This is a genomic window from Pseudomonas sp. LAMO17WK12:I10, assembly GCF_900215185.1.
Lineage (GTDB): Bacteria > Pseudomonadota > Gammaproteobacteria > Pseudomonadales > Pseudomonadaceae > Aquipseudomonas > Aquipseudomonas chlororaphis.
In genome coordinates this window covers 75045-97852 of the sequence record NZ_OBDX01000009.1, presented here as the reverse complement: position 1 = coordinate 97852, position 22808 = coordinate 75045, and the positions used below count along the sequence as shown (strand labels likewise).

At 66.3% G+C, this 22808-nt stretch carries 21 protein-coding genes; 9 read left to right on the top strand and 12 right to left on the bottom strand.

Annotated elements, in window-relative coordinates:
• Positions 1–68: 68 nt before the first annotated feature.
• The 3 genes from CRO75_RS12535 to CRO75_RS12525 all read left to right on the top strand — a co-directional run bounded on the left by CRO75_RS12535 (position 69) and on the right by CRO75_RS12525 (position 3282).
• Positions 69–956, top strand: coding sequence for a LysR substrate-binding domain-containing protein (locus CRO75_RS12535; RefSeq protein ID WP_087087845.1), 888 nt, complete (start codon positions 69–71; stop codon positions 954–956).
• A 101-nt stretch (positions 957–1057) separates the two neighbouring features.
• Entirely contained in the window at positions 1058–2182 is a 1125-nt protein-coding gene (aguA, locus tag CRO75_RS12530) for an agmatine deiminase (protein ID WP_097135662.1), read from the top strand.
• Positions 2183–2184: 2 nt separating this feature from the next.
• Positions 2185–3282: an extracellular solute-binding protein gene (locus CRO75_RS12525; RefSeq protein WP_097135660.1), complete on the top strand. Its 1098-nt coding sequence runs from the start codon at positions 2185–2187 to the stop codon at positions 3280–3282.
• On the opposite strand, the gene CRO75_RS12520 is transcribed toward CRO75_RS12525, so the two are convergent.
• The 11 genes from CRO75_RS12520 to CRO75_RS12470 all read right to left on the bottom strand — a co-directional run bounded on the left by CRO75_RS12520 (position 3266) and on the right by CRO75_RS12470 (position 12764).
• Positions 3266–3538 (bottom strand): Ada metal-binding domain-containing protein, encoded by a 273-nt coding sequence (locus CRO75_RS12520; protein ID WP_097135658.1) that lies wholly within the window; start codon positions 3536–3538, stop codon positions 3266–3268. The two genes, CRO75_RS12525 and CRO75_RS12520, sit on opposite strands and share 17 nt — an antisense overlap.
• Positions 3539–3731: 193 nt before the next feature.
• The gene (locus CRO75_RS12515; RefSeq protein ID WP_097135656.1) at positions 3732–4346 is read right to left on the bottom strand and encodes a DNA-3-methyladenine glycosylase; all 615 of its coding nucleotides are present in this window, start codon (positions 4344–4346) and stop codon (positions 3732–3734) included.
• An 87-nt stretch (positions 4347–4433) separates the two neighbouring features.
• Complete coding sequence (gene arsH, locus CRO75_RS12510) at positions 4434–5168, bottom strand: arsenical resistance protein ArsH (RefSeq protein ID WP_097135653.1); 735 nt, start codon at positions 5166–5168, stop codon at positions 4434–4436.
• Positions 5168–5638, bottom strand: a complete 471-nt coding sequence (locus CRO75_RS12505; RefSeq protein WP_097135651.1) for an arsenate reductase ArsC — start codon at positions 5636–5638, stop codon at positions 5168–5170. Before CRO75_RS12505 ends, arsH begins: the two co-directional genes overlap by 1 nt.
• A 413-nt stretch (positions 5639–6051) precedes the next feature.
• Entirely contained in the window at positions 6052–6387 is a 336-nt protein-coding gene (locus tag CRO75_RS12495) for a hypothetical protein (protein WP_085531274.1), read from the bottom strand.
• Positions 6388–6445: 58 nt separating this feature from the next.
• Entirely contained in the window at positions 6446–8527 is a 2082-nt protein-coding gene (locus tag CRO75_RS12490) for a hypothetical protein (protein ID WP_097135650.1), read from the bottom strand.
• Positions 8520–9287 carry a DUF2182 domain-containing protein gene (locus CRO75_RS12485; protein WP_097135647.1) on the bottom strand — a complete coding sequence of 256 codons (768 nt, stop codon included), beginning with the start codon at positions 9285–9287 and terminating at the stop codon, positions 8520–8522. Before CRO75_RS12485 ends, CRO75_RS12490 begins: the two co-directional genes overlap by 8 nt.
• 10 nt (positions 9288–9297) lie before the next feature.
• Complete coding sequence (locus CRO75_RS12480; protein ID WP_097135645.1) at positions 9298–10782, bottom strand: tyrosinase family protein; 1485 nt, start codon at positions 10780–10782, stop codon at positions 9298–9300.
• Positions 10783–11041: 259 nt separating this feature from the next.
• Positions 11042–11359, bottom strand: a complete 318-nt coding sequence (locus tag CRO75_RS12475) for a hypothetical protein (RefSeq protein WP_097135824.1) — start codon at positions 11357–11359, stop codon at positions 11042–11044.
• 190 nt (positions 11360–11549) lie between these two features.
• A complete protein-coding gene (locus tag CRO75_RS33530) occupies positions 11550–11684 on the bottom strand; it encodes a hypothetical protein (protein WP_256596204.1) in 135 nt (44 codons plus the stop codon).
• Between the two features lie 141 nt (positions 11685–11825).
• Positions 11826–12764, bottom strand: a complete 939-nt coding sequence (locus CRO75_RS12470; protein WP_097135643.1) for an alpha/beta hydrolase — start codon at positions 12762–12764, stop codon at positions 11826–11828.
• 628 nt (positions 12765–13392) lie between these two features.
• On the opposite strand from CRO75_RS12470, the gene CRO75_RS12465 reads away from it, so the two are divergent.
• Positions 13393–14724 (top strand): MFS transporter, encoded by a 1332-nt coding sequence (locus CRO75_RS12465; protein WP_097135640.1) that lies wholly within the window; start codon positions 13393–13395, stop codon positions 14722–14724.
• Here CRO75_RS12465 and CRO75_RS12460 read toward each other — a convergent pair.
• The gene (locus tag CRO75_RS12460) at positions 14721–15623 is read right to left on the bottom strand and encodes a LysR family transcriptional regulator (RefSeq protein WP_097135638.1); all 903 of its coding nucleotides are present in this window, start codon (positions 15621–15623) and stop codon (positions 14721–14723) included. The genes CRO75_RS12465 and CRO75_RS12460 overlap by 4 nt on opposite strands.
• Positions 15624–15730: 107 nt before the next feature.
• Between CRO75_RS12460 and mdlC the strand changes: the two genes are divergently transcribed.
• The 5 genes from mdlC to CRO75_RS12435 all read left to right on the top strand — a co-directional run bounded on the left by mdlC (position 15731) and on the right by CRO75_RS12435 (position 22722).
• Positions 15731–17317, top strand: a complete 1587-nt coding sequence (gene mdlC / locus CRO75_RS12455; RefSeq protein ID WP_097135636.1) for a benzoylformate decarboxylase — start codon at positions 15731–15733, stop codon at positions 17315–17317.
• Between the two features lie 92 nt (positions 17318–17409).
• On the top strand, positions 17410–18843 hold the full coding sequence (locus CRO75_RS12450; RefSeq protein WP_097135634.1) for an MFS transporter: 1434 nt from the start codon (positions 17410–17412) through the stop codon (positions 18841–18843).
• A gap of 9 nt (positions 18844–18852) precedes the next feature.
• Entirely contained in the window at positions 18853–19791 is a 939-nt protein-coding gene (locus CRO75_RS12445; protein WP_097135633.1) for a 2-dehydropantoate 2-reductase, read from the top strand.
• A 75-nt stretch (positions 19792–19866) separates the two neighbouring features.
• On the top strand, positions 19867–21342 hold the full coding sequence (locus CRO75_RS12440) for an aldehyde dehydrogenase family protein (protein ID WP_097135631.1): 1476 nt from the start codon (positions 19867–19869) through the stop codon (positions 21340–21342).
• Between the two features lie 126 nt (positions 21343–21468).
• Positions 21469–22722 carry an OprD family porin gene (locus CRO75_RS12435; RefSeq protein WP_097135629.1) on the top strand — a complete coding sequence of 418 codons (1254 nt, stop codon included), beginning with the start codon at positions 21469–21471 and terminating at the stop codon, positions 22720–22722.
• Positions 22723–22808 lie beyond the last annotated feature (86 nt).

The window sequence follows — 22808 nt, the reverse complement described above, 5'->3', positions numbered from 1 at the left end:
CCTGGCAAGGCTTGCCGCCCGGCCCCGAGCGCAGGCAGCATGGATGCCTTCATTTCGGGGGCTTGGATATGCGACGTCTGCCTTCCCTGGCGGCATTACGGACTTTCGAGTGCGCGGCGCGGCATGCGCATTTTGGTCGGGCGGCGGCCGAGCTGTGCGTCACCGACAGCGCGGTGAGCCATCAGATCCGCCAGCTCGAAGAGCAACTGGGGGTGTCGTTGTTCGTCCGCGAGGGCCGGCAGATCCGCCCAACCCTGGCGGCCGGGCGGCTGATGCAGAGCCTGCAGCAGGCTTTCGAGCTGATCGGCGAAGCCTGCGACGAGCTGCGCGATCCGTCTTCCCTGGCGGTGCTGCGCCTGGCGGTGACCGCCGAGCTGGCGCAGAAATGGCTGATGAGCCGGCTGGCGGACTTTTCCGCGCGTTACCCGCATATCACCCTGCATCTCTATGAACAGCCGATCGACGCCAGCGTGCCGGGCGAAGACATCGACCTGGCGATCACCTACGGCAGCGGCCCGCAGGACAGCAGCGCCTACTTCGTGCGGCCGTTGCCGAGCCTGCAGTTCTTCCCCGTGTGCAGCCCCGGGCTGTTCAACCAGGGCACCCTGAAAAGCCCGCGGGACCTGGCCCGCCATTGCCTGTTGCACGACGATCAGGACGGCAAGACCTGGACCGCCTGGCTGACCAGCCATGCCGGCGATTTGCGCCCGGCGCGCCAGTTGTATTTCGCCCATGCCGGGCTGGCGCTGGAAGCGGCGGCGCAAGGGCAGGGCGTGGCCATGGGCGATAACCTGACGGCCCAGGAAGACCTGCTCAATGGCCGTCTGATCCGGCCTTTCAACGCCGCCAGCATGACCGCCCTGGGGCAGTACGCCCTGGTGTGCGAGCGGGTGCGCCTGGAGCGCCCGGCGCTGATGCAGTTGCTGGACTGGTTCAGCGATCAGTTGAGCGATTGATGAGTTGAATTCAACTGTTGCGCAATATTCATCGTTGGTGCCTTGACCCGGTGCGGCGCTAGTTTGGTGGCCATTCCCCAGCACCGACGAGGTTTGCCCCCATGGCCCGATTGCTCGACACCACTCCCAAACACGATGGTTTCCGCCTGCCCGGCGAATTCGAAGCCAAGGCCGGTTGCTGGCTTGGCTGGCCGGAGCGTACCGATGTCTGGCGCAACGGCGCCAAGCCGGCGCAGAAGGTCTGGGTGCGGATCGTCACGGCGATTGCCCAGAGCGAACCGGTCACCGTCTGTGCTTCCGCCGCCCAGTTCGCCAATGCCCGCCGGCTGTTGCCGCCGCAGGTGCGGGTGGTGGAAATGACCTGCAACGACACCTGGTTCCGCGACAGCGGGCCGTGCTTCGTGGTCAACGACCAGAGTGGCGAAGTGCGCGGCGTCGACTTCGAGTTCAACGCCTATGGCGGCCTCGACGGCGGCCTGTATTACCCCTGGGACAAGGACGACCAGATCGCCGCCAAGATCCTCGAGATCGAAAACCTCGACCGCTATCGCGCGCCGCTGATCGCCGAGCTGGGCGGCATCCAGAGCGATGGCCAGGGCAGCATCCTCACCACCGAGCAGTGCCTGCTCAACCGCAATCGCAACCAGCACCTGGGCAAGGCCGAGGTCACCCGACGGCTCACCGACTACCTGGGCGCGGAACAGGTGATCTGGCTGCCGCGGGGCTGCAAGTTCGACGAGACCGACGGCCATGTCGACGATCTGGCGTGCTTCGTGCGCCCCGGCGAAGTGGTGCTGCAATGGACCGACAACCGCGACGACCCGCAGTGGGAAATCTACCAGGAGGCCTACGACATCCTGCGCAGCACCCGCGACAGCCGTGGCCGCGAGCTGGTGGTGCACAAGCTGCCGCAGCCCGACGTGCTGGAATGGACCGCCGCCGAAGCCGAAGGCCTGGACCAGCTGGACAGCACCCATGCGCGCCAGGCCGGCACGCGGATCTGTGCCTCGTACATCAACTACTACGCCGGCAACAGCGCGATCGTGGTGCCGCTGTTCGGCGACCGTAACGACAAAACAGCGTTGGCCACCCTGGCCGAACTCTTCCCCCGGCACCGCATCGTCGGCATCGACAATTCGCGGGAAATCCTCCTCGGCGGCGGCAACGTCGCCTGCATCACCATGCCGCAATACGCGGCTCCCCGGCGCGCCGGCGAAGAGGGCTGAACATGAACCTGCACAGGCTGGGCGGCGCGTTGCTGCTGGTGCTGGCGCCGTTGTGCGCCCAGGCGGCCGACGAGGCCGAACCCACGGTCAATCTGTATATCTGGGGCGAGTACCTGGCCCCGGACACCCTGGACAACTTCGAGCGCCAGACCGGCATCCGCGTGGTGGTCGATCACTTCGATTCCCTGGAAACCGTGGAGACCAAGCTGCTGACCGGGCGCAGCGGCTACGACCTGGTGCTGACCGCCGGCCAGCACCTGTCCCGGGCCATCGCCAGCGGCGCGCTCCAGCCCCTGGACAAGCAGCGCCTGCCGCACCTGGCCGGGGTCGGCGAGGAGTTCCGCCAGCACATGGCGGTGTTCGACCCGGGCAACCGTTATGCCGGGATCTATGCCTGGGGCACCACCGGTGTGGGGTATCAGGAGCAGGCGGTCAGCCAGCGCCTGGCCGATGCGCCGCGGGACAGCTGGGCGATGCTGTTCGATCCGGCGGTGGTGGCGAAATTCGCCGACTGCGGGGTCAGCCTGCTCAACGATCCCAACGAGGTGTTCGCCGCGGTGATGAAGTACCTGGGCCTGGACATCAACCGGCAGAACCTCGACGAGCTGAAACTCGCCGAGCAGCAACTGGCGAAGATCCGGCCCTATATCCGCTACTTCGACAACGACCTGAACATCAGCGACCTGGCCAACGGCAACACCTGCGTGGCCATGTCGTGGAACGGCAACGTGGCGATCGCCGCCGGGCAGGCCGAGGCGGCGCACAAGCCCTTCACCTTGCGCTATCGCATCCCCAGGGAGGGCACGCTGATCTGGTTCGACGCCATGGTCATTCCCAGGGACGCACCGCACCCCGAGGCCGGGCTGGCGTTGATGGATTACCTGATGACCCCGCAGGTGATCGCGCCGATCACCGACACCATCCATTACGCCAACGCCATCAGCGCCGCAGATGCCCTGGTCGATCCGGCGATCCGCAACGACCCAGGCACCTATCCGACCCCCGAGGTGCGGGCCTCGCTGTACAGCAAGAACGACAACGGCAAGGCCTTCAACCGTGCGTTGATCCGCGCCTTCAGCCGCCTCAAGTCGGGGCTGTGAGCGCGCGCCAGGCGGCGTAGGCTGGCGCCAGGCAGCGGGCGCAGGGCCGATAACCGGCGCTGCGGGCGCTGGCCTCGTCGGCAAAGAACACCCGCTGGCGGACATACCCGCCGCGGGCGATGGCGCGCAGGGCGGCCGGGCAATCCAGCCGCCCGTAGATCCGACTGCCACGGTGGCCGCCGAGGGTGCCCGGTTGTTCGCTGAGAAAGGTATTGCCCTGGGCATCGAGCAACCGCCAGCTTTTTTCGGCGTTCATCCGTCCCTCCTGCATCCGTCCCTCCTGTAGCCGCTGCCGAGCCTGCGAGGCTGCGATCGACCGCGTAGCGGTCGCCAGGCCAACGCCAACTGTATCGCCAGGCTTACGGGGCTGCGCCCCGATCGCAGCCTCGCGGGCTCGGCAGCGGCTACAAGTGTTGGCATCCGCTGTACCTGCGCGATGAACACACCTGTCAACGCCCCGGCACCCGCCACAGATACCAGGCCGCCACCGTGCGGTGCGGGCGCCAGGACAGGCCGATTTCGATCATCTGCTTGCGGGTCGGCTGCTGTTCCAGGCCCTTCAGGCGCCGGTAGCCTTCGCGCACGCCGAAATCGTCGGCGGGCAGGATGTCCAGGCGTTCCAGGCTGTAGATCAGCAGCATCTCCACGGTCCAGCGACCGATGCCGCGCAGGCGGGTCAGGCGCTCGATCAGCGCCTCGTCGTCCATGGCCCGGGCCGCGTGGTAATCCGGCACCACACCGCTCAGGGTCGCCTCGGCGATGCCGCGGAGGGTGGCGATCTTGCCGGCGGAAAAGCCACAGGCGCGCAATGGCTCGAAATCGGTGGCGAGGATCTGCTCGGGGGAGGGGAAGGTTTGCCCATACAACCCCAGGAAGCGCCCGAGAATCGCATCGCCGGCGCGAGCGTGCAGTTGCTGATAGGCAATCGCCCGCACCAGCGCCTCGCAGGGCTCGCGGGCCGGCTTGGCCTGGTGCAGGCACGGGCCGACCGCCTCGACGTGGCGGGCCCAGTCAGGGTCGAGCCCGGCCAGAAAGGCGCGGGCCTCAAGAAACGGATCGGGCATGGAGAGTCCTGGACCATGGGCGTTGCCAGAGATTAACCAGCAATGCCTGGCGCTGCACTCGGTCTCTTGCGCTGGAATTCCGTGAACCTAGATCGAACGCTGATTGACCCGGCTGGACAGCGCCGCGGCGCTTTCCTTGCGTTCCGAGTAGCGGTCCACCAGCAGGTCGGCGCGGCCGCGCAGGAGCAGGGTGAACTTCATCAGCTCCTCCATCACATCCACCACCCGGTCGTAGAAGGGCGAGGCCTTCATGCGGTCGTTGTCATCGAATTCGAGAAAGGCCTTGGGCACCGAGGACTGGTTGGGGATGGTGAACATACGCATCCAGCGGCCCAGCACGCGCAGCTGGTTGACCGTGTTGAACGACTGCGAGCCGCCGCAGACCTGCATCACCGCCAGGGTCTTGCCCTGGGTCGGGCGTACCGCGCCGAGGGTCAGGGGGATCCAGTCGATCTGCGCCTTGAACACCGCCGACATCGCGCCATGGCGTTCCGGCGAGCACCAGACCTGGCCCTCGGACCACAGCACCCGTTCGCGCAGTTCCCGGACCTTGGGGTGATCCACCGGCGCATCGTCCGGCAGAGGCAGGCCGCTAGGGTCGAAAATGTAGGTTTCGGCGCCGAGGAACTCGAGAATGCGCGCCGCTTCCCGGGTCAGCAGGCGGCTGAACGAGCGCTCGCGGGTGGAGCCGTAGAGCAGCAGGATGCGCGGTTTGTGCGCGGCGGTTGTCGGGGTTTCCAGATGCTCCGGCGCCAAGGCTTGCAGCAGCTCAAGATCAAGGGCGGACAGCGGTTCTTCGCTGCGCTTGCGGTCGTCGTTCATCACAGCGCTCCGATGCGGTCGAGGGCATTTTTCAGCTCGGTGGGCGAGAGGTGGTCGAGGTCCAGGGCGAAGAAGGCGGCGCAGCGCTGGCGGATTTTCTCCACGGTCTGCTCGAAGGCGGCCTGGATTGCCTGCTCATCGCCCTGGACCTCCGAAGGGTCCTCCAGCCCCCAGTGGCTTTTCAGCGCCGGGCCGAAATACACCGGGCAGGGCTCGCCACTGGCTTTGTCGCAGACGGTGATGACGATATCGGGCGGGCTGTCGGCGAAGACTTCCGAACCTTTGCTGTACAGGCCTGCGGTGCTGATACCGGCCTGTTCCAGGGTGGCCAGGGCGCGGGCGTTGAGCGTGCCGCTGGGGAAGCTGCCCGAACTCACCGCCTGATGAGCGGCCGGCGCCAGGTGATTGAACAGGGCTTCGCAAAGAACGCTGCGGCAGCTGTTGGCGGTGCACATGAAGAGGATTTTCATCGGGGGCTTCCGGGCAGGGGGGGAGCCATGACGTTAAACAGGCGTCACGGGTTTTAATATATGGTTATTCGAATATACGGATGTGAAAGAGCGTTGCCAAGCCGCCGATAGGGGGAGCGACCGAGCGTAGCTGCGCGTCTCGGTGCCGGATTGGGCAGGGGGGCTGCGCGCGCAGCCGCTTCCAGGCGGGTACCCAAAACTGGGACAAAAAACTGCTGGCGCTGGCTCCCGCCGCGCTGGCAGCAGCGCTGCTGGTCCTGCGCACGTCATGGGAGGACCAACTGTTGCAGGCCGAGTTGCCCGGTTATGCCGACTATTGCCAGCGGGTGCGCTGGCGCTTGGTTCCCGGCCTCTGGTGAGCCTCGGGAGCGATTACGCCCGGACGAAATGGCGCTGGCGCAAAAGCCGCTTTGCTACAGCAGCTGGTCGATCAGCACCGCGTTGCTGTAGATCAGGCTGCCATCGCTGGCTCGGTGCCCCACCAGATGGAACTGGCCACGGCCGTGCTGCAGGTAGACGCGCATCCGGCAGTCGGACAGAGGGGCGTACCCCTCGGGCATGATCAGCTCCATGGTGTCCATGTCGACGTCGACCATGGCGTCCTGTTCATGGGTTTTCTGCAGGCGTTCCTCGGCTTCTTCCAGGCGCAGGTGCAGGGGGCCATCGACGTAGAAATGGATCTCTCCCAGCGGCGTGGATTTTTGCCCATCGCCGGCCTTGCACCAGCCTTCGATTGTCAGGGCGCTCATGACGAGACCTCCAGTGTGAATGACAGGGCGTTGTGGTGCGGCCCCATTCTCAATGCCATCACTGTTCAGACCGTTGCGAGGGTTGGTTCGTTTCCTTGGCGGGTGCCTGGCGGGCTACCGCGGGTCGCGTCAGGTCTTCGCGGGTCGATGGTCGCAAACGCCAGGCTTTTGCCAGCTTGCGCGCCACCTTGCCCGGCAGCACCGTGGAGCCGCTGTGCCGCACCGTCCTGGCATGCTCGGCCAGCCCCTCGACCAGCACGGCCCATTCCGGCCGCGGGTCGTTGACATAATCCCAACCCAGCCCCAGCCAGGGGCAACGCCCACCGATCCAGGCCTGCACCGCGGGTGTCGCGCGCCGGACATAGTCGGGGGCCTTGGCCGCCTTGGGTCGCAGCGCGCGCGCCTTGACGGCCGGTATCTGCAAGCGTGGGGTGCCGTCTGCCTCCTGGGTCACCTGCATGGCTCCGAGCAAGGCAATGTCGAAAGGTACCGGCTGGCCTTGGGCGGCATAAAAATACGCCAGGCGCCGGATGCTGTCGTAGTCGGCAACGGCACGGTACAGGTAGGCGCAGATCACCCCCAGCATGGGGTCGGCATGCTTTTTATGGCACACGCCAGCGGCGAACCGGTCGATGTCTTCGGCCTGTAGCCGGCCAGCGGCGAAATCGTCGATCGCGCCAAGCATCGCCAGGTATCTGTCGGGGGCCTTGGGCATTCCATAGGCCTGGAAAATATCGCCGAGGGGGCTGGGCATCACCACGGCGTACTGACCCGCATAAGGCACCACCGGGGTAGAGGTGCCATCGGCCAGTTCCACCAGGACCGGCATTCCCTGGGGATCGCTGGTGGCGCGGAACGTCTCGAACCGCGAGGAGCTGTCCAGTCGCTCGATCCGGGCCCGGGACAGGAGCTTCGCGCCCCTGCCATAGACGATCAGATTGGCCTCGCCAGGGTCGCCGATCTGTTTCATCCGGCGGCGAACTTCGGTGGCCGCGGACTTGCGCATATCGGCGGCGGCATCCGCTTCCAGGCGCTGGACCAGCGCCTTGACCTTCTGTTTTTTCTCGGGAAAACGCGGGCTCTGCTGGCGGAGCACCACCAGATCCTGCAGCAGCTCCTTGCTCGAGTCGGGAATGCTGATCATCTGGTCGGCGGGAACCGCCAGGTCATGCTGCTTGAGCCCGAAATCGGCGCCGAGCATGCGCTCGCGAAAGGCCGCGTCGCTGTGTACCCGCTCCAGATTGTGCTCGGCGGAATCCGCCGGGCCGGCCGCCGGGGACGGGCCCATGGTGGCGGCGTTGCCCGCGGCTGGCCAGGGCTGCAATGCGGCGGGGTCCGGCAACGGCTGGGCGGTGTTGTAGAGCACGGCCGGTTCCGGATCGACCAGGCACTGCGGGTTGAGCTTGAGGCGATATTCTTTCGCCCGCTCGGTGGTGCGCGAGCGCACGCACATGCCGAGGGTCGCGGTGGTGATCAGGCCATTGCTGATGGCGGTCGGCTCGATGCCCCACAGCGCATCGGCGATCACCCCGGAGAACACGCATTTGCCCGGAACGCCGGACATCGGTTCGGACACCATGTAACCCAGCTGCCCGTCCTGGCAGGCGGCCAGGCGATCGAACCTGGGGTTTTCCACTTGCGTGCCTTGCACGACGATCCCGCGCACCGGATCCAGTCGCGTCAGGTCGAGATTCTTTGGCGCCTCGCGGCAGGCATCGGTAATCAGGGTGATGCGCTGCACGCCGTGCAGCAGCAGCTCGGTGTAGAACGAGTCGGCCAGGACGCGGTATTTCTGGCGCAGCGAATCGCTGAACAGCCAGGAGATCGAGCCGATATTCGCGTCGGTCAGGCCGTGGCCGCAAAACGCCAGGATCAATTGCTCGACCACTTCGGCGCCCGAGGGAAACAGCTCATCCACCGCTTGTTGCACCCGTTCGCGGGTGACCGGATTGCCCTGGCCGTCTATGGGACCGTCGTCGACGATCCTGACGTTGTCGGCGCCGAAGCCCGAGCGTAGCGCCCAGTCGCCGATCGAACGGGCGGCGAGCACGGCGCCGTCCAGGTAGGCGAAGCGCAGCGTCTGGTTTGGCAACGGCGTCAGCGTGCTCACGCCGATCGCCAGGCAGGTCCGTCTAGTCATGGGAGTGCGCCACCTTGCGCGTAGTCAGGAGCCAGAGATCGACTCGGGGGAGTATCACCGGCCAGTGCCAGCGCGGCCGATCGCCCGGTGCCAGGCGTTCGACCAGCATGATGGCCCCGGCCACCAGCATCAGCGGAATGTGCCAGGCCCCGCCCAGCAGCGGCACCAGCATCCAGGCCCAGCATGAGGCGATGCACCAGGCCCCGTGGCTTGCGCCGAAGACCAGGCAATCGCGGTCGGCGGCCCAGCCGAAGAGGCCGATCCGGCGCAGGCGATGGCCACGGTTGAGCGCCGCGCGTTGCCACGGGCTGGCGCTCCACAGCAGGGCAACCAACAGCGCCGTGGCCAGCGCCGCGTCGGCGACGCTCAGTTGCAGCAGCAAGGCAAGCACCATCAACAGCGGACCGGCGGCCAGCCATAAGGCGCTGTAGCCCAGCAGGAAGCCGAGCGCCGCGCGGATGCGCCGGCGCGGCAGGCTGGAGCGCCACACATGCACGAGCGGCATCGCCAGCAGCGGCGGCATCATCGCCAGCAGCATCAGGGCCCAGTCCGCCAGCATCTGTTGCACCGGGTTCAGGGCCAGCTCGGCCTCCAGCACGGTGGGCCAACTGGCAACGATGGACAGCGCGGAACCGCAGAAGGCGGGCAGGGTGCTGTGCCCGGCGGTGTAGAGACACAGGGCGAGGCCCAGCCCGGCCGTCGCGAACAGCAACGGCCAGGGCGCCCGGGTGAAGCTGAGCAAGAGCGGTCCGGGTTGCATGGGGCGTGACTCAGCTGACGATACCACTGCGCTTGAGCACGCTGATCCGCTCCACGGTCACCGGTTTATCCGCCGATACCTGCTCGCCCGGGACCAGGGTCACCCGCAGATAGTCGGGATCGAAATCGCCGGCGTCGGTCAGGCGCTGGGCCAGGTCGGTGATGTCGATCGTATAGCCGAGCCCGTGGCCGCCATGGCCGCCGTCTGGCCGCGAGGCGACGTTCAGCCCAAACAGCGTCAGGCTGCCGGCATGGCACTCGGGATGCTGCTGCGGATCGCTGTCTTTCGGCAGGTTGATGTACACCGCAAGCTGCGGCGAGGGCGCGGAGCCGCGCACCGATTCCAGCGCCAGGTAGAGCCGGGTCACCGGCTGGCCCAGGTCCGTCGCGCCCATCGCGGCGATGCCGGTGCTGGTGGCCTGGCGGTCGAGGTCGACCTGGGTGCGCACCGGCGCGCCGCCGACCGTGACCACCGAACGGTTGGCACCGATCGGTTCGATGTTCTGTTGTTCCGGCGCACCCATCTTGACCCGTGTCACGGCCTCTACTCCTGGTTTCACGCCCGTGCCGATGCTCAAGTCGGCATAGCGCGGATGCAATTTGCCATCCTTCAATGTGTCGCGGCCGGTGAACTTCATGCCAGGGTCATTGCCGCCGACCTGCGGCATGATGAAACGGCGGTCGGCCGGACCGTCGAGCCAGCGCGGATCGTGGACCATGGTCTTGCCCGGGGTGTTCATCCAGGCCTCCCAGAGCCGGTCGACGTTGCAATGGTGCAACCAGAAGAGCGGGTCCAGGGCGGCGAGGTACGGGTCGGCCATGAAGCCTTCGCCCCCGCCGATCAGACGATGCACGGTGTTGTGCGGGTTGTTCTCCAGGTCGCCGGTCCAGCGGGCGAACTGGGCGAAATTGCCGGTGACCCCGCCGCCGAAGCCGATGCTGCCGTCATTGCCGACCTGGAAATCGTTCTCCTGCATCGCCGCCAGGCTGAAGGCATCGAGGGAGTTCGGCCGCAGCGTGGTAAAGCCCTGCCGGCGAGGGTATTTCTTCAGCGGGTTGGGGCTGCCGTCAGGCAGGGTGTCGGCCAGGAACGCCTCCGGGGCCCGCCGCGCATCGGGGTTTTTGCTATTGAGGTAGTTCCAGTACGGCAGCGCCCAGTCGTCGCCCGTCAGTTCCTTGACCTTGGCCGCGACAATCGCCTCGAAGGCCGCCAGGTAGCCGCGGTGCCAGGACAGGAAGTACCAACTGCCGTGCTGGCACTGGCTGCCGTAGGTAAAGTTGGTCAGGTCCTTGGGAACCGGATCGGCATCGCCCAGGACATCCACCTCGACCCACAACTGCCGATCGAAGCCGTGGATGGCGCCGAGGAACTTCCAGCTGTTGCGGTTGGTGATCGGCAGTTTGTCCAGCTCGCGCATGGCCAGCGCGTAGTTGAGCAAGACCTTGTTGTCCCATCCGGAGCCGAGTGTTGCCACATCCTGTCGGATCGTGTTCATGAATGCACCTTCCTTGCAGCATCAGGCCAGGTGACGCGTATGGCGCCACACCCCTCGCAATCCTTTGCCGCTGGCGACTTCATGTTCACGGCGGAACTGCGCTCAGGAGGCCCGCAGTGCCGGTGCGCGCCTCGTCGAAAATGAGTATAGAGGCCTGGCAAAAACGCCATGGCCGATTCCCATTATCCCGATGAACGACACGGGTTCCGGTGGCTTGGGCGGACGGACGGGGGATTGGCGTGGGTGTAATGAAGGTGGTTCACAACGCCTGCAGCAGGCGCTGCAACTGCTGGTGTTCCCAGATGCTCAGCAGTTTGACCGGGTCGGTGCCGTAGCGCTGCCAGGCGTCGAGCGTTTCGACCCGGCCATCCGGCGAGCGGCACTGCTCGCAGTGGCTCAGGGTCTGGCCATGGTTGACCAGGGTCAGGGTCCAGCCTTCGATGTCGAGCCGCACGTGCCAGCTATCGTCCGCCGCCAATACGCGCTGGCTCGATGGGCCCAGGGTGCGGGTGCCGAGGGCCAGTTCTCTGAGCACCTGGCAGATTTCGCGGGCGGTAAGGGTGGGGGTGGCTGGAATGGGACAGTCTCGGGCGTGGGCGGCGGCTATTTTGCCATTGTTGCGGGCCGGCATCAGGCGGAATGACTGATGCCCTAGGCTGAAAAAAATGCCCGTATCGCGCGATACGGGCATTTTCCATGGGCCTCCACCTGGTCCAGGCGGGGCCGGCCGGGAGGCCATCAGCGGTATTCAAAGAAGGGGGCAAGGCTTACTTGGCGGACTTTCGCACGTTGGACGAACGCCAGGCCTTTTCTTCCCCGGGATGCTGCAGGGTCAGGTAGGCCCTCACGCCCAGTCCCGCCAGACAAAAGACCATGCCTGCGATGAATTGAAATGTAGTCATGACATGCCTCCAAAACAATCAACAGGAGACCATCTCATTTAAGCGCTGCCTGGGCCAGCCGGAGTTGTTACAGGTTGTCTAAGGACGAGCTCATCCGGCTGATGAAGGATGGGCGTAATGGCAACGGTGCCGGTTCGGGGTTCAACTGGTCGGCACGCGGGCCGGTTCCGCGGTGGCGACCTTCGCCGGCCGGGCGTGCAGCAGGGTATTCAGGGCCTGGCGGTAGCGCTCGCCGGCCAGGCGCATGCTGTTGTTGTGGGTGGCTCCGGGAACCAGCAGCAGTTGCTTGGGCTGTCGCGCGGCGTCGAACAATTGCTGGCTGAAGCGCGCCGGCACGTAGCGGTCGTCCAGGCCGTGGACGATCAGCAGCGGCATGCCGATATGGGCGATCTTGTCGAGGGAGTCGAACTTCTGCGACAGCAGCCAGCGCACCGGCAGCGAGGTATTGCCCAGCTCGGCGGCGATAGCGGCCAGGGAGGTGAACGAGGATTCGACGATCAAGCCGCGGGCCGGAATCGGCGTGCCGTCGCGGACTGCCTGCTGCCCCAGTTGCGCGGCCAGTTCCACCGCCACCGCGCCACCCAGGGAATGGCCGTAGATCAGGCGTTTGCCGGCGTCGGGTTGCAGCCTTTGCAACTGCTCCCAGGCGATCCGCGCGTCCTCATAGACGCTGGTTTCCGACGGTGGTTCGCCCAGGCTCTGGCCGAAGCCGCGATAGTCGATGGCCAGCACCGAGAACCCCAGGGCGTGCAGTTGCTCGATGCGGAACAGCTGCCCGGTGAGGTTCCAGCGCACCCCATGCAGATAAAGGACGGCCGGCGCATCGGCCCGCTGGGCCGGCCACCACCAGGCATGAATGTTCTGCTCGGGCTTGAGGCTGTCGCCCTTGAACTGCAGTTCGCGTACTCCGGCCGGCAGGCCGCGATACCAACTGGCATTGCCCGGCTCGACGCGAAACACCAGTTCGCGCTCCTTGTGCTCCAGCACCTGGCAGCCCACCGGCAGGCCTATCAACAGGGCAGCCATGCCAAGCAGCGACCACCAGCGAGGTCGCCAGCGCGAGAAGAATGAGGAGGACATGGGCTGTGGCACCGCGTACGGATAAAAACCGCGTTTTAGCAGATGTCCCACCGGCGCAATAATCATTTCGCCAATCGGTGGCCGGGGATGCTTTACAAAATGTGGCGGCAGGGCCGGAGGCGGGGGCTCTGAAAGATAAGGTCACAACCCTTGAGGTGGACTGTCGGTCCATGGATAAAAGCTGTGCGTTTGCCCTGAGGGTTTTGATGTATTGGATCCATTGTTGCCGGGCTCTGTAGCCATTCACAGCCAGAGGATCCTCAACAGCCTGTGCCTTCTAAGTCTGGTCGATAATCGCCCGAAAATATCAGTCAACGATTTATTGATTAAGTCATTGATTTTTATATTTTAAATAAAAATTCATCAGACTTTCTCCAGAAGCTTAAGCGATTTTTCCAAGGCTTCGCCCGATCTCGCCTCTTGTGAGTGGATCCATTGAATGATTGATTAGCCACCTGGCGATGGCGGGTCCCTCCCGACCGTCCCCCGATAAAAACTACAAGAAGGGTCTCGTCATGAATGGCTTATCAAGGGCGCGGAACTGCCTGGGTTCCGTCCGCCACCTCTCTGTGTGCACGCCGCTGTTTTCCCTCTCGCCGTCGCCGGTAGGCGGTGTGGAGGTGCGCTCATGACGCTCGACCTGAAGAGCCGCGTGGACAGCGGGCCGATGAGTTCCTTCCAGTGCCTGGCCATCGGCATCTGCATGGTCTTGAACATGATCGATGGCTTCGACGTGCTGGTGATGGCCTTCACCGCGGCCTCGGTCTCGGCCGAGTGGGGGTTGAACGGGGCGCAGGTCGGCCTGTTGCTCAGTGCCGGGTTGTTCGGCATGGCGGCGGGTTCGCTGTTTATCGCGCCCTGGGCCGACCGGTTCGGCCGGCGCCCGCTGATCCTGTTCTGTCTGGCGCTGTCCGGGCTTGGCATGCTGCTCTCGGCCCTGAGCCAGACACCCCTGCAACTGGCGCTGCTGCGCGGCCTGACGGGTCTGGGGATCGGCGGCATCCTGGCCAGCAGCAACGTGATCGCCAGCGAATATTCCAGCAAGCGCTGGCGCGGCCTGGCGGTCAGCCTGCAATCCACCGGTTATGCCCTGGGCGCCACCCTGGGCGGGCTGTTGGCGGTGTGGTTGTTGAGCCATTGGGGCTGGCGCTCGGTGTTCCTGTTTGGCGGCGCGGTGACCTGGCTGGTGATTCCCCTGGTGCTGCTGTGGCTGCCCGAATCCCTGGACTTCCTGCTTGCCCGCCGCCCGGGCAATGCCCTGGTGCGGATCAATCGCCTGGCCCGGCGCCTGGAGCAGCCTGAGCTTGCACAGTTGCCGCCAGAGGTGCCCAGGCAAGCCGGCGCGCCCAGTGGTTTCGGCCAGTTGCTGGCGCCGGCCATGCGCCGCACCACCTTGCTGATCTGGCTGCTGTTTTTCCTGGTGATGTTCGGCTTCTACTTCGTCATGAGCTGGACCCCGAAACTGCTGGTGGCCGCCGGGCTGTCGGCGCAGCAGGGGATCACCGGCGGGGTGCTGCTCAGCGTCGGCGGGATCTTCGGCGCGGCGCTGGTCGGCGGCCTGGCCTCGCGCTGGCCGCTGGGCCGGGTGCTGGCGCTGTTCATGCTGATCACCGCCGGCCTGCTGGTGCTGTTCGTCGGCTCGGCCTCGTCGATCGCCGCGGCGCTGGGGCTGGGGCTGCTGATCGGGCTGTTTGCCAACGGCTGTGTGGCCGGCCTCTACGCGCTGTCGCCGGTGGTCTACGACGCCTCGGTGCGCGCCACGGGTGTCGGCTGGGGCATCGGCATCGGCCGCATCGGCGCGATTCTTTCGCCGACCGTGGCCGGTTTCCTGCTGGATGGCGGCTGGCAGCCGCTGCATCTGTACGGGGTGTTTGCCAGCGTGTTCGTGATCGCCGCCGGCTGCCTGTTGCTGCTCAAGCCGGCCCGGGCCCGGGCGCAGCCGGCGATGGCCAGCGTCTAGCCCTGGCCCTGGCCGCTGATGATGGCGTCGGCGATGGTGTCGCAGAACCAACGCAGGGCGGCGGAGCTGTCGCTGTTGGGGTGCCAGTTCAGGGACACGGCGAACTCGGCCACCGGGAATGGCAGTTCGAGCATCTTCAGCTCGCCCTCGTGGATGAACAGCCGGGCGATCTGCGCCGGCAGCACCGCCAGCAGGTCGGTGCCGGGAATGATTTTCGGCAGCACCGAAAAGTGCGGCACATGCAGGCTGATGCGCCGTTCCACGTTCATGTTTTTCAGCACGTCTTCGACATTGCCGTGGCCGCTGGTGCGGGTCACGGCGACGTGCCGTTCGGCGAGGAACTGTTCGAGGCTCAGCTGCTGCTCGATGCGCGGATGGCCGGTGCTCAGCAGGCACACATAACGCTCGTGCATCAGCACCCGGCTGCGGATACCGGGGACCGGCTGGCGGCAGATCGCGGCATCGACCTTGCCGCTGGCCAGCCACTCGCCGACCTGGTCCACCTGCAGCGGCAGGACCTCGACTTCGGCCAGCGGCGCGTCCTGGTTCAGGCGCGCCAGGATCAGCGGCAGGAAGCCGATTTCGCCGAGGTCGGAGAGGGCGATGCGAAAGCGCCGCTCGGTGCTCGCCGGGTCGAACTGGCGGCAGCCCTGCACGGTGCTTTCGATACGGGTCAGGGATTCGCGCAAGGGGCCGTACAGCTGCTCGGCGACAAAGGTCGGCTGGATGCCGTCGCGGGTGCGGCTGAACAGCGCGTCGTCGAACAGTTCGCGCAGGCGCGCCAGGCCATAGCTGACCGAGGGCTGGGTGACGAACAGGCGCTCGGCCGCCAGGGTCACGCTGCGGGCTTCGTAGAGGGTGACGAAGGTGCGGATCAGGTTCAGGTCGATGTGGCTCATGCTGGCTCTGGATATAGACCGATTTTATTTTTGATAGAGATAGTATCGATTTGATCAATTTCGTAGCGGCTGCAAGAGTAACCCGAAACCTAACAACAAGGGTCCTTATGAAAACCGTTCACTCTGCGTCCTACGAGATTCTTCGCGAACAAGGCCTGACCACCATCTTCGGCAATCCTGGCTCCAACGAGCTGCCGTTTCTCAAGGGTTTTCCCGAGGACTTCCGCTACATCCTTGGCCTGCACGAAGGCGCGGTGGTCGGCATGGCCGACGGTTACGCCCTGGCTACCGGCAAGCCGATCTTCGTCAACCTGCATGCCGCCGCCGGCACCGGCAACGGCATGGGCGCGCTGACCAATGCCTGGTATTCCCACAGCCCGCTGGTGATCACCGCCGGCCAGCAGGTGCGCTCGATGGTCGGCGTGGAAGCGATGCTGGCCAATGTCGATGCGGCGCAGCTGCCCAAGCCCCTGGTCAAGTGGAGCCACGAGCCGGCCTCGGCCCAGGACGTGCCGCGCACCCTGAGCCAGGCGATCCATATGGCCAGCCTGGCGCCACGCGGGCCGGTGTATGTGTCGATTCCCTATGACGACTGGGCCTGCGCGGCGCCGGCCGGGGTCGAGCATCTGGCGCGGCGCCAGGTGGCCAGCGCCGGCCTGCCTTCGGCGGCGCAACTGCAAGCGCTGGCCGAGCGCCTGGCGGCGGCACGTAGCCCGGTGCTGGTGCTCGGCCCGGATGTCGACGGCAGTGGCAGCAACGGCCTGGCGGTGCAACTGGCGGAAAAGCTGCGCATGCCGGCCTGGGTCGCGCCTTCCGCTTCGCGCTGCCCGTTCCCCACCCGCCACCCGTGTTTCCGTGGCGTGCTGCCGGCGGCCATCGCCGGGATCAGCCGCTGCCTGGCCGAGCACGATTTGATCCTGGTGGTGGGCGCTCCGGTGTTCCGTTACCACCAATACGCTCCGGGCGATTACCTGCCGGCGGACTGCGAACTGGTGCACTTGACCTGCGACCCGGGCGAGGCGGCGCGGGCGCCCATGGGCGATGCGCTGGTGGGCGATATCGCCCTGACCCTCGAAGCCCTGGTCGGCGCGCTGGCACAGAGCGAACGGCCGCTGCCGAGCGCCTTGCCGCTGCCGGCGCCGGTGCGCGAGGAGGGCGGCCTGCTGCGCCCGGAAACAGTCTTCGACCTGATCAACCAGCTGGCGCCGCGGGACGCGATCTACGTCAAGGAATCCACCTCCACGGTGAGCGCGTTCTGGCAGCGGGTGGAGATGAGCCAGCCCGGCAGCTACTTCTTTCCCGCCGCCGGCGGCCTGGGTTTCGGCTTGCCGGCCGCGGTCGGCGTGCAGCTGGCGACGCCCGGGCGGCGGGTGGTGGCGATCATCGGCGACGGCTCGGCCAACTACGGCATCACCGCGCTGTGGACCGCCGCCCAGTACGGCATCCCGGTGGTGTTCATCATCCTCAAGAACGGCACCTACGGCGCGCTGCGCTGGTTCGCCGATGTGCTGCAGGTCAGCGATGCGCCGGGGCTGGACGTCCCGGGTCTGGATTTTTGCGCCATCGGCCAGGGTTATGGCGTGCATTCGGTGCATGCCGCGACCCGCGCCGAGTTCGCCGCTGCCTTCAGCGCGGCCCTGGCCGGCAATCGCCCGGTATTGATCGAGGTGCCGACCCTGACCATCGAGCCCTGATTCTCAAAGTCCGGGCTCCCGGCGCCGGGCTGAAGATCCGGCAATGCCAAGCGCGCCTGGCGCGTACACCACAACAATAAAAAGAGGTGGCTATGAACACGACTTCGGTCAGTGAAGTTATGGAGGCTGGGCCCCAGCGGTCGAGCCCGGTTTCCGGCAGTGCCGACATCGGCACCTTGCTCGACGACGGGCCCTACACCGGGATGCAGAAGATCGTGGTGTTGTTGGCTGCGCTGTCGATCGTGATGGACGGTTTCGACGGCCAACTCATCGGTTTCGCCATACCGCTGATGATCAAGGAATGGGGGATCACCCGTGAGGCCTTCGCCCCCGCGGTGGCCGCCGGGCTGATCGGCATGGGCATCGGCAGCGCTTGCGCGGGCCTGTTCGCCGACCGTTTCGGCCGGCGCATGGCGGTCATCGCCAGCGTGATCCTGTTCGGCACCGCGACCTGCGCCATCGGCCTGGCGCCGGATGCGTTGACCGTGGCGGCGCTGCGCTTTATCGCCGGGCTCGGCATCGGTGGCGCGCTGCCCAGCGCCACCACCATGACCGCTGAGTTCACCCCGGCGCGCCGGCGGACCCTGGCGGTCACCGCGACCATTGTCTGTGTGCCCCTGGGCGGGATGTTGGCGGGGCTGTTCGCCTCCCATGTACTGCCGCTGTACGGCTGGCGCACGCTGTTCTTTATCGGCGGCAGCCTGCCCATCGTGCTGGGCCTGTTGCTGTTGGCGACGCTGCCGGAGTCGCCGCGTTTCCTGGCGCGCCGGCCGCAGCGTTGGGGCGAGTTGACTGCGCTGCTGGGACGCATGGGCCGACCGATGCCCGAGGGCGTGCGCTACACCGATGCGCTGGAGCAGAAGAGCGAGCAGCAGGGCGGCTTTCGTGCCTTGTTCGCCCCCGGCTACGGGCGCGATACCGTGGCGGTCTGGGTGGCGTTCTTCATGTGCCTGACCGCGGTCTACAGCGCCTTCAGCTGGCTGCCGACCATGCTCTTGTCCGAAGGCCTGTCGCTGGCGGTGGCCGGTTCCGGCCTCACCGCCTACAACCTGGGCGGGGTGATCGGCGCGCTGCTCTGCGCGGTCGCGATGACGCGCTGGGGCTCGTTCTGGCCGCTGCTGATCTGCTGCGCCGGCGGCGCGGCCAGTGCCTTCGCCATGCAGGCCGTGGACGTCAACCAGAACACCAGCCTGCTGATCTTCGGCTTTGGCGTGCATGGCCTGTTCGTCAACGCCGTGCAGTCCACCCTCTATGCGCTGTGCGCCTTTATCTATCCCACCGCCGTGCGCGCCACCGGCACCGCATCGGCCCTGGCCTTCGGGCGCATGGGCGCGATCCTCAGCGCCTTCGTCGGCGCCACGGTGATCACCCAGGGCGGCGCCCACGGTTATCTGACGCTGCTGGGAACGGTGATGGTGCTGGCGCTGATCGCCCTGGTGCTGGTGCGCCGCCATATTCCCCGGCGGGTGCCTGGGTCAGCCCGGGCCGACAAGCAGCAACTTGCCGATCAACCCTCACAGCCATAAGGAGGTTCGATGAACATCAGTATTCTCGGGGCCGGCGCCATGGGCTCGCTGTTCGGCGGCCTGCTGGCGGAAAGCGGGCAGAGCGTCACGCTGCTGGACATCAACGACACGCACCTGGAGGCGATCCGCCGCCAGGGCTTGCGCCTGGACACCGACAGCGGCGAGCGGCGCATCGGCGGCCTGAGCGCCTGCCGGCCGGAGCAGGTGACGGGTCAGCCCGACCTGCTGCTGGTCTTCACCAAGGCCCAGCACACCGACAGCGCGCTGCGCAGTATTGCCGGCCATATCGGCGAGCACACGCGGGTGCTGACCTTGCAGAACGGCCTGGGCAACGCCGAAGCGTTGTGCCGCCACGTCGCCCCGCAGCAGGTGATGATCGGCATGACCACCTGGCCCGCCGACATGGTCGGGCCCGCCCATGTCCGCTCCCATGGCCAGGGCGTGGTCCGGCTGCTGTCGCTGGATGGCATCGAGCGCCAGGCCAGCACCCAGGTGGCCGCGGTGCTGGAGGCGGCGGGGCTGCACTGCGCGGTGGACCCGCAGGTCTGGACCTCGATCTGGGAGAAGGTGGCGTTCAACGCGGCCTTGAACAGCCTGTGCGCCGTCACCGGCTGCACGGTGGGGCAACTGGATGCCGCGCCGCAAGGCCCGGCGCTGGCCCGGGCCATCGTGCTGGAGGTGCTCAGCGTCGCGCAGTCGGTGGGAGTGGCCACGGATGCGCGGCGCTGCCTGGACAGCGTGGCCTATGCCATTGCCCACCACCGGGCGCACAAACCGTCCATGTTGCAAGACGTGCTGGCCGGCCGGCCCACAGAAATCGGCGCGATCAATGGCGAGGTCCTGGCCAGGGCGCGCCAGGCCGGCATCGCCGTGCCGCACACCGAAACCCTGCTGGGGCTGCTGCGGCTGATCGAGGCGCGGGCGGCCACCGGAGGCAGTCATGCATAGCCACGTAAACCCGGTTCGGCGCCCTGAGTCGCGAGCCCATCTTTCCTGTGAATCCTGCCTTCGAGGAGTTTTGTCATGAGTGAGTCTCCAGCTGTCTACAGCGACCTGCACCTGCAACCCATCGCCGGGGAGTGGCGCGCCGGCGCGGCCGGTAAAACCCTGGCGGTGAGCAACCCGTTCGACGGCGCGCTGTTGCTGGAAGTGGCCCAGGCCAACCGCGCCGACCTGGATGCCGCCTATGCCAAGGCCGCCGCGGTGCAGCCGCACTGGGCGGCGCTCGGGCCGTCGGCGCGGGCGGCGGTGCTGCATCAGGTGGTGGCGGTGTTCGACCGGCGTCGCGAGGAAATCGTCGACTGGATCATTCGCGAGTCCGGCAGCACCCGGCTCAAGGCGCAGCTGGAGTGGGGCGCGGCGCGGGCCATCGCCCTGGAGTCGGCATCGTTCCCGGCGCGGGTCCACGGCCGCATCGTCGAGTCCGATGTGCCGGGCAAGGAGAGTCGGGTCTACCGCAGCGCCCTGGGGGTGGTCGGGGTCATCAGCCCGTGGAACTTCCCGCTGCACCTGACCCAGCGTTCGATAGCCCCGGCGCTGGCCCTGGGCAACGCGGTGGTGGTCAAGCCAGCCAGCGATACGCCGGTCTGCGGCGGCCTGCTGCTGGCGAAGATCTTCGAGGAGGCCGGCCTGCCGGCGGGCGTGCTCAGCGTGGTGGTGGGGGCGGGCAGCGAGATTGGCGATGCCTTTGTCGAGCACCCGGTGCCCTCGCTGATCACCTTTACCGGCTCCACCCCGGTGGGCCGTGGTATCGGCCGGATCGCCAGCGGTGGCGCGCACCTCAAGCACGTGGCCCTGGAGTTGGGCGGCAACAGCCCGTTCGTGGTCCTGGCCGACGCCGACCTCGAACAGGCGGTGAACGCGGCGGTGTTCGGCAAGTTCCTGCACCAGGGGCAGATTTGCATGGCGGTCAACCGGATCATCGTCGACGACAGTCTCTACGACGCCTTCGCCGCGCGCTTCGTCGAACGGGTCAAGGGGCTCAAGGTCGGCGATCCGCAATCGATCGAGACGGTGATCGGTCCGGTGATCAATACGCGGCAATTGCAGGGCCTGCGGGAGAAGATCGAGCTGGCCCGCCGCGAAGGCGCCGAGCCGCTCTACGAGGGTGGGGCCCAGGGCAATCTGCTGGCGCCCCATGTCTACGGCGAGGTCACAGTCGACATGGACCTGGCGCGCAACGAAATCTTCGGCCCGCTGGTGGGGCTGCTGCGCGCGCGGGACGAGGCCCATGCCCTGGAGCTGGCCAACGCCAGCGAATTCGGCCTGTCCAGCGCGGTGTTCAGCCGCAACCTGGAGCGCGGGGTGAACTTCGCCCGGCGGATTCGCGCGGGCATGACCCATATCAACGATATCCCGGTGAACGACGAGGCCAACGCGCCCTTCGGTGGGGAAAAGAACTCGGGGCTCGGGCGCTTCAACGGCGACTGGGCGATCGACGAGTTCACCCGCGATCACTGGATCAGCGTGCAGCACTCGGCGCGTCGTTATCCCTTCTGATGCCTTGAACTGAGGATATCGCCCGGCCCCTGAACAAGGCCGGGCATTTTTGCAGCCGATAGAAGGCGGGCCTGGAGCGGCCTGTCGGGGAACGGCTGCGCCTATGCAAAGCGGAGAACAATAATAATGAACACCCCTCACTGCATCCTCGCGCGCTCGCTGGCCGCGGCTTCACTGGCACTGGGTACCGGTCTGCCAGCCTGGGCCGAAGAAGGCGGTTTTTTCGAAGACGCCAAGACCGACCTGGTGCTGCGCAATTATTACTTCAATCGGGATTTTCGCGACCCGGGGGCGGCCAAGAGCAAGGTCGAGGAATGGGCCCAGGGTTTTATCCTCAAGTTCAATTCCGGCTACACCCCGGGCGTCGTCGGGTTCGGCCTGGATGGCATCGCCATGTTCGGCGTCAAGCTCGATAGCGGGCGCGGCACCAGTGGTTCCGAGCTGCTGCCGGTGCATGACGACGGGCGCGCGGCGGATAACTACGGCCGCGCCGGCGTGGCGGCGAAAATGCGCATTTCCGCCACTGAGCTGAAGGTCGGCGAGTTGCTGCCGGACATCCCGCTGCTGCGCTACGACGATGGCCGGCTGCTGCCGCAGACCTTCCGTGGGGCGATGCTCGATTCGCGGGAAATCGCCGGGCTGGGGTTGCAGGCCGGGCAGTACCGTTCGGTGAGCCTGCGCAACTCCTCGGACATGCAGGACCTCTCGGCCTGGGCCGCGCCCGGGGTGACCTCCGATGGCTTCACCTATGCCGGCGCCGAGTACCGTTTCAACCAGCAGCGCACCTTGATCGGCGCCTGGCATGCGCAGCTGGAAGACATCTACCAGCAGAGCTACTTCAACCTGCTGCACAAGCAGCCGGTGGGCGACTGGGTGCTGGGGGCGAACCTCGGGTATTTCATCGACAAGGATGACGGCCAGGCGCGCATCGGCGAGATCCGGAGCCGCACCGCCTATGCCTTGCTCTCGGCCTCCACCGCCGGCCATACCCTGTATTTGGGCTTGCAGAAGGTCAGTGGCGACAGCCCGTGGATGTCGGTGTATGGCAGCAGCGGCCGGACCCTGGGCAACGATATGTTCAACGGCAACTTCAGCAACGCCGACGAGCGTTCCTGGCAGGTGCGTTATGACTACAACTTCGCCGCCATGGGCGTGCCGGGGCTGTTGGCCATGGTGCGCTATGGGCATGGCGAGAATGCGACGACCAAGGCTGGGAGCAATGGCAAGGAATGGGAGCGGGATACGGAGGTGGGGTATACCTTTCAGAGTGGGAGTCTGAAGAACCTTAGTGTGCGGGTGAATAACGCCACTAACCGGCGCAGTTTCAACAGTGATTTTGATCAGACTCGGGTGATTGTGAGTTATCCGTTGTCGTTTTGAGTTTTGCGGCGTTGTCGCGGGCGGGAGCGGTCGGTCGATGCTCGAATTGCTCGCGATGGCGGTGGTGGTTTCGCTGTCTGTTTTGG